6 protein-coding genes are annotated in these 7,963 nt (G+C 37.2%); 5 read left to right on the plus strand and 1 reads right to left on the minus strand.

The annotated features are described in order from the left end of the window. Positions 1 to 41: 41 nt before the first annotated feature. From aspT to B9N71_RS06165, 5 genes are all read left to right on the plus strand, one after another. Positions 42 to 1,742, plus strand: a complete 1,701-nt coding sequence (aspT, locus tag B9N71_RS06145) for an aspartate-alanine antiporter (RefSeq protein WP_065590085.1) — start codon at positions 42 to 44, stop codon at positions 1,740 to 1,742. Positions 1,743 to 1,771: 29 nt separating this feature from the next. Then, a complete protein-coding gene (locus B9N71_RS06150; protein ID WP_085164842.1) occupies positions 1,772 to 3,364 on the plus strand; it encodes a bifunctional aspartate transaminase/aspartate 4-decarboxylase in 1,593 nt (530 codons plus the stop codon). A 462-nt stretch (positions 3,365 to 3,826) separates the two neighbouring features. Next, a complete protein-coding gene (purH, locus tag B9N71_RS06155; protein ID WP_085164844.1) occupies positions 3,827 to 5,419 on the plus strand; it encodes a bifunctional phosphoribosylaminoimidazolecarboxamide formyltransferase/IMP cyclohydrolase in 1,593 nt (530 codons plus the stop codon). An 83-nt stretch (positions 5,420 to 5,502) separates the two neighbouring features. Next, positions 5,503 to 6,801 carry a phosphoribosylamine--glycine ligase gene (gene purD, locus B9N71_RS06160; protein ID WP_085164846.1) on the plus strand — a complete coding sequence of 433 codons (1,299 nt, stop codon included), beginning with the start codon at positions 5,503 to 5,505 and terminating at the stop codon, positions 6,799 to 6,801. A gap of 131 nt (positions 6,802 to 6,932) precedes the next feature. Further along, positions 6,933 to 7,877, plus strand: a complete 945-nt coding sequence (locus B9N71_RS06165) for a PAAR domain-containing protein (protein WP_208610448.1) — start codon at positions 6,933 to 6,935, stop codon at positions 7,875 to 7,877. Here the strand turns inward: B9N71_RS06165 and B9N71_RS13500 are convergent. Further along, positions 7,836 to 7,943, minus strand: coding sequence for an IS3 family transposase (locus tag B9N71_RS13500; RefSeq protein WP_370738303.1), 108 nt, complete (start codon positions 7,941 to 7,943; stop codon positions 7,836 to 7,838). The two genes, B9N71_RS06165 and B9N71_RS13500, sit on opposite strands and share 42 nt — an antisense overlap. Positions 7,944 to 7,963: the final 20 nt, after the last annotated feature.

The following is a 7,963-nucleotide window of genomic DNA, read 5'->3' on the forward strand; positions in this document are numbered from 1 at the left end:
TTAATCGCATTTCTTTATGTTTCTCCTTGAGGACAATTAATATGTTTCAATGGCTTTCAAATTGGGTTTTAGATGGACTTAAACACTCCCCAGAAATTCTATTATTTTTATCGTTAAGTTTAGGATATTTAATTGGTGGCATTCGAATGGGTAAATTCCAACTCGGTGGTGTTGCCGGTTCGTTACTTGTCGCTGTTGCTTTAAGTGTTTTTGGCGTTACTATTGATGCTGGGGTTAAGTCGATTCTCTTTGCACTATTTATTTATGCTGTGGGTTATGAAAGTGGTCCTCAGTTTTTCCGTTCACTAGGCGTGAAAACATTACGCGAAATATTCTTAGCATTATTTATTGCTGTCGCAAGCTTTGTGACTGTTGTAATTTTAGCTAAAATATTCAATTTAGACAAAGGCCTTGCTGCTGGTTTAGCTGCAGGAGGATTGACCCAATCAGCCATTATGGGCACAGCCTCTGATGCATTAAGTCAGCTTGGATTAAGTGCTGAAGAATTAAGTAAAATGCAAGCTAATGTCACTATTGGTTATGCAGTCACTTATATATTTGGTTCACTAGGTGCCATTATAGTGTGTGTCAATATTCTACCAAAAATAATGGGTAGAGATATTGGCGATGATGCAATTAAAGCACAAGCAGAACAGCTTCATGGTTCGCTCTTATTGGGCAATGATCAAAATTTAGCTTTATCTGATATTAGTGGTCGTTTGTATCGTATTACCAATAAAATCAACCAAACTGTTTCCCATATTGAACAAACTGTAAATGGTATCAGTATTGAACGTATTAAACGTGGCAATAAAATAATAGAAGCAACCCCTGAAACAGTATTAAAGTCAAAAGATATCATTCTGGTTGTGGGTCATCGTGACGCTATGATTAAAGCACAAGATCTACTTGGTAGCGAAGTAAATTCAGCATCAGGTATGGATGTAGTGATGAACAAACTAGATGTTGAAATGCGTAATAGCCGTTATGTGGATCAAAATCTTACTCAAGTACTTCAATCTGACGAAGTTATGAAATTAAAACATGGAATATACCTTTTGGCTATTCATCGTGATGGACAATCCCTTCCACTTAATAACGATATTAATTTAAAATTTGGTGATGTTATTACTATTTATGGTGCTGATGGTGATCTTCGTCGTGTTGTAGATAAAATTGGTGCTCCAATCACTAAAAGTGAAAAAACTGACTGGATATTTCATGGTTTAGGGCTTGTTGTTGGTCTTATTATTGGTTTAATCGTTATACGTGTTAGCGATATTCCTATTACATTAGGAGCTGGTGGCGGTGCGCTTTTATCGGGATTATTATTCGGCTGGTATCGCTCTGTTCATCAAACTATTGGTAACATACCAACTGGTGCTGTGCAACTTTTAAAAGATTTTGGCTTGGCAGGTTTTGTGGCGGTTGTTGGTTTAAGTTCTGGTCTTCAAGCGATTAATACTATTAAAGAACAAGGTTTATCCCTATTTTTAATTGGTGTTGTTGTTACTTTATTGCCAATGTTACTTGCCATTTATTTTGGTAAATATGTACTAGGCTATAAAAATGTAGCGGTGTTTGCCGGTGCTTTAGCGGGTTCGCGTAGCGCTAATCCTGCTTTTGGTGAAGTGCTAAATAAAGCCGGTAACTCAACACCAACCAACTCTTTTGCCATTACTTATGCTTTAGCTAATGTTTTCCTAACTTTATTAGGACCATTAGTTGTTGCTTTTGTTTAATTGATCCATCAAATTAAGGATACAAATGTATGAAAAACAAAACAGAATACAGTCAATATGCTAATTTAAGTCCTTTTGAATTAAAAGATAACTTAATTAAACTGGCACAAAGCCATACTGATCGAGTAATGTTAAATGCAGGTAGAGGTAATCCCAACTTTCTTGCTACTTGGCCTCGTCAAGCTTTTTTCCAATTAGGTGTATTTGCAACCCAAGAATCCGAAATGTCATTTTCATATTTAAATGAAGGTATCGGTGGCATGCCAATTAAAGCAGGACTAACCGGACGCTTTGAACATTTTATTTGCCAAAATTACAACACTCCTGGTGTTGCCTTTTTAGGTAAGGCATTTTCTTATATTCGTGATCAACTAGGGCTTGACGAAAACGCCTTTTTACAAGAAATGGTAGAAGGTATTTTAGGATGTAATTATCCAGTACCAGATAGAATGCTACATTTTAGTGAAGATGTGGTTAAAGCATATGTTTTACAACAAATGGGCGCTCAATATCTGGATCGTAATGATATAGATTTATTTGCTGTTGAAGGTGGCACGGCTGCCATGGCTTATATTTTTAACTCAATGAAAGAAAATGGATTAATCCAAAAAGGTGACAAAATTGCCATTGGCGCACCTATATTCACGCCTTATCTCGAAATTCCTGAACTTAACGATTACCAATTAGTTGAGGTATTAATTAATTCTGATCCTAACTCAAATTGGCAGTATCCTGAGTCAGAATTGCGTAAATTAGAAGATCCAGCAATTAAAGCCTTTTTTGTTGTTAATCCTTCAAACCCACCATCAGTTAAAATTGACGATAACAGCTTAAAAATCATTGCCGACATTGTCAAAAAACGCCCTGAACTAATTATTCTAACCGATGACGTTTATGGCACATTTGCTGATGACTTCCAATCTTTATTTGCAATCTGCCCTCAAAATACCATTTTAGTTTATTCATTTTCGAAATATTTTGGAGCAACAGGTTGGCGTTTAGGTGTTATTGCAACAGCACATGATAATGTAATAGATAAAGCCATTAAAGCGTTACCAAGCAAAACCAGACAGATCTTAAATAAACGATATAGCTCAATTGTTACTGAACCTGAAAATCTAAAATTTATAGACCGCTTAGTAGCCGATAGTCGTGCGGTTGCATTAAACCATACTGCTGGACTATCAACACCACAGCAAGTACAAATGGTATTATTTGCATTATGTGAAATGATGGATAACGATCAAAGCTATAAAACAGCATTAAAATCACTAATTCGACGCCGTGCAGCATCACTTTATCAACATTTAGGTCTTAAACATCAAACCGATGAAAACAGTGTAGATTATTACACTCTAGTGGATCTTGAACATATTTGCCGAGAATTATATGAAGACAAATTCGCAAAATGGATTCTAAAAAATAAAAATCCATCTGAAATGTTATTCAGAATTGCTGATGAAGCAGGTGTTGTACTACTACCGGGTAAGGGATTTGCTGTACAACATCCTTCTGCTCGAGCATCGTTAGCAAACTTAAATGAATATCAATATGCCGCAATTGGATTATCAATGCGTAAATTAGCAGAAGAATATTATGCTGAATATAAAGCGAAGAATTAATAGTTAAATATTTAAATCAATAAATTTAATTAATACCCTAGCTAGTCTAGGGTTTTATTCAACCAAAATGTTGTAAATTTTCTACTACTGATGTATCCAAAAGTAACAGTATTACGGCAATCTATCTTTTGAGAAAATATAAAATCAATATACTACCTGAGTTATGTAAAACGAAAAATAGACCTATCTTTATAACGTTAAAAGGTTAATATAACCATTTATACGTCGTCAAAATATGCTGACAAATAAGCGAGCATAACACGTCAAAAAAGCGTGTTGGAAGTGTTAGGTATTTTGTCAAGAATAAAATATAGCTGATTTGTCAAAACCGAAATAAAGTCAAATATTATCATTTAACTACTTTGATCGTTTTTGATAAGTTAACACTAAACTTCTATCTTTAATTTATATATAATGTTGGCTCAATAACTTAGATTGTAGATATCAATTTCGGAGCCTTTCATGCAGCAGTTTCGTCCTATCCGTCGTGCTTTACTTAGTGTGTCCGACAAAACCGGTATTTTAGAATTTGCAAAAGCCTTATCAGAACGTAATGTGGAACTCCTTTCGACTGGGGGGACAGCAAAATTATTAATGGAAAACCAAATACCTGTTATTGAAGTATCAAATTACACTGGTTTCCCTGAAATGATGAACGGGAGAGTTAAAACTTTACATCCTAAAATTCATGGGGCAATTTTAGGGCGACGGGGTATTGATGATGATATTATGCAACAACACCAAATTGCACCGATTGATATGGTTGTCGTTAATCTTTACCCCTTCGCGCAGACTGTCGCTAAACCAGATTGTACGTTAGATGATGCGGTTGAAAACATTGACATTGGTGGCCCGACAATGGTTCGATCTGCTGCCAAAAATCATAAAGATGTTGCCATTGTAGTTGATTGTGGTGATTATGAAAATATCATCAATATGATGGATAGTAACCAAAACTCCCTTTCATTTAAATATCGTTTTAACCTTGCAATTAAAGCCTTTGAACACACGGCTAAATATGATGGTATGATTGCCAACTATTTTGGGCGATTAGTGCCACCTTACATGGGTGAAACCAATCAACCATCGGGCGAGTTTCCTCGAACTTTAAATCTACAATTCATTAAAAAACAGAATATGCGTTACGGTGAAAACGCGCATCAGCAAGCGGCTTTTTATGTTGAGCAAGATGTCAAAGAAGCCTCGATTGCAACAGCAAACCAATTGCAAGGTAAAGCCCTTTCTTATAACAATATTGCTGATACAGACGCTGCGCTTGAATGTGTAAAATCATTTGATGAGCCAGCATGTGTGATTGTAAAACATGCTAATCCTTGTGGTGTAGCGGTTAGTGATAATATTTTACATGCTTATGAAAAAGCCTTTAAAACTGATCCAACTTCAGCTTTTGGTGGCATTATAGCCTTTAATCGACAGCTTGATGTAGATACCGCAAAAGCCATTGTTGATAAACAATTTGTAGAAGTAATTATTGCCCCATCAGTTAGCCAAGAAGCTTTAGCCATTACTCAAGCTAAAAAAAATGTGCGTGTACTTGAATGTGGTGAGTGGTCAACATCAGCATCAGTAAGTTTAGATTTTAAACGTGTCAATGGCGGTTTATTAGTGCAAGATCGCGATCTAGGTATGATATCGCCAAATGAATTAACTGTAGTAACCAAACGTAACCCCACTGCTCAAGAGCTTTCAGATGCGCTATTTTGTTGGAAAGTGGCAAAATTTGTTAAGTCAAATGCCATTGTCTATGCAAAAGATAATATGACAATTGGTATTGGAGCAGGGCAGATGAGTCGTGTTTACTCTGCTAAGATAGCGGGAATTAAAGCTAAAGATGAAAATTTAAACGTTGCTGGATCAGTTGTTGCTTCAGATGCGTTTTTCCCATTTAGAGATGGCGTCGATGCCGCTGCAGCCGCAGGTGTGACTTGTGTGATTCAACCTGGTGGCTCGATTCGAGATGATGAAGTGATCCAAGCCGCAAATGAGCACAATATCGCGATGATCTTTACTAAAATGCGTCATTTTAGGCATTAATTGTGTGATCACTTTGTTAGTTTTTAAAAAGAGTTATCTATATATATCTTTATATTATGAAAGGCATCTTAAAAGGATCTTTTATGAAAGTATTAGTAATTGGTAATGGTGGGCGTGAACATGCGCTTGCTTGGAAAGTAGCACAATCTCCATTGGTTTCTAAAGTTTTTGTTGCCCCCGGCAATGCTGGTACTGCACTGGAACCAAGTTTAGAAAATATTAATATCAAAGTCACCGATGTGAGTGGACTGCTTAATTTTGCCCAGCAACAGCAAGTGGATTTGACCATTGTTGGTCCTGAAGCACCACTGGTTATTGGCATTGTTGATAGCTTCCAAAAAGCAGGATTGAAAATCTTCGGTCCAACAAAATCGGCCGCTCAACTGGAAGGCTCAAAAGCTTTTACTAAAGATTTTTTAGCACGTCATAAAATTCCAACAGCTGAATATCAAAACTTTACTGAAGTGGAACCAGCAATTGCTTATATCCGTGAAAAGGGCGCACCGATCGTGATTAAAGCCGATGGACTTGCGGCTGGTAAAGGCGTTATTGTTGCCATGACACTAAAAGAGGCCGAAGACGCCGTTCGTGATATGTTAGCTGGAAATGCCTTTGGTGATGCAGGTCATCGAGTAGTGATTGAAGAGTTTCTCGAGGGTGAAGAAGCTAGCTTTATTGTCATGGTGGATGGTAAACATGTAGAGCCAATGGCAACTAGCCAAGATCATAAACGTGTTGGCGATGGCGATACAGGTTTAAACACGGGTGGCATGGGCGCGTATTCGCCAGCTCCTGTTGTAACTGATGCGGTTTTTGCAAAGGTAATGGATGAAATCATTTATCCAACGGTCAATGGTATGGCGCAAGAAGGCAACGTCTATGTCGGCTTTTTATATGCTGGCTTAATGATTGACAAAAACGGCAATCCCAAAGTTATTGAATTCAACTGCCGATTTGGCGATCCTGAAACACAGCCGATAATGATGCGAATGCAATCAGATTTGGTCAAACTTTGCTTAGCGGCGGTAGAAGGCAAATTAGATACGGTCAAATCAAAATGGGATCCAAGATCCGCATTAGGTGTAGTGCTAGCTGCAGGCGGTTACCCGGGTGAATATCATACCCAAGATATAATTCTTGGACTACCGGCAGAATCAACCGAAGATTGCAAAATTTTCCATGCAGGTACTAGTTTAGAAAAAGGGCGAGTCTACACCAATGGGGGACGAGTATTATGTGTAACTGCACTTGGCAACACAGTACTTGAAGCTCAACAACGTGCTTATCAGCAAGCCAAAGACATCTATTGGCATGGTTGTTTTTATCGGCATGATATTGGTTACCGTGCAATTGAGCGGGAACAAAACACACATAAACCTTAATTTTAATGTTACTTAATTATGGCGTTTAATGACGCCGTAGTTGGTATGAACGAAAGATTAACCCAATAGTTATCAATTTTTATTAAATTTTTAGTGAAAATGGGGGAAGGAGAGTGAACAAATTATTAGCAGTGTTGGGCGATGATACGACAACAGGTGGTAAAGTGATTTCTGCATCAAATGGAGGGTTTTCTCAAGGTCAAGGCATTGCATGCTTAGGCGATTACGCAAGTTGTCCTAAATGTACAAAAGGATATGGTTCCATTATTGAAGGAACATATGATTGTATTGTAGAAGGTAAACCAGCTGCGTATGATGGTTGCATTATAGCTTGTGGATGCCCAATAGGCGATAATCGAATTATCGCAACTAAAAGCTTTGCTTATGTTAATGTTGCAAGTCATTCATCAGCGAAAAGCTCAAGTTTTAAAATGCCTAGCTCTTCAGAAACCTCATTACCTATTTTTCAAAACCTGATGTATACGCAAAGTGACTCATCACTTGAAATGAGTGACGACACGTCAAAAATTCGATTGGATGCCAAGCGCTTAATGGACTGTACCCACGAACTATGCGAAAAACACCTTTATTATAACGAAATAAAACAAGCTTTTATTGATGATGTTGATACATATGCCATGAATATTGTCAATAAAGTTGAAAGTGGTGAAATGAGTTATGAGGAAGGCGCAAAGAAAATAAAGACTGAAGAAAATAATTTGTTAGAGCAAAGTTTTATATGGTTGAAAAATGGTTTGTCTATTTTTGGTGGTGTAGGAATGATTCAAAATGGGGTAGCATTTTGTTCTGCGGGATGGTCATGTCTTATTGGTGCCCCTATGATAGCGCATGGAGTAAATGGAATATATGAAGGAGGATCTGGTATTGTTAATGGTGTTATGAACGAGATTGATGGAGGCAACAGAAGTATGGAAGTTGATGGGCCTTTAAGAAGTTGGTATAAAGATGCTGCCGAGTCTTTAGGTTTTGATTCTTCTGGTATGTCCACACTTTTTAGCACCAAAAAGATAAGGTCATCGATTTCTTTTGTATTCAATCGGCGACTGGTAATTTAATGTTGAATGAAGTCGATTATAATTAAACCAATCCACATAGTGATTAAATTCCAATTTAAGTTGCACCAGTGAATCAAAAATAGTAT

Source organism: Gilliamella bombi (assembly GCF_900103255.1).
GTDB classification, from domain to species: Bacteria; Pseudomonadota; Gammaproteobacteria; order Enterobacterales; family Orbaceae; genus Gilliamella; species Gilliamella bombi.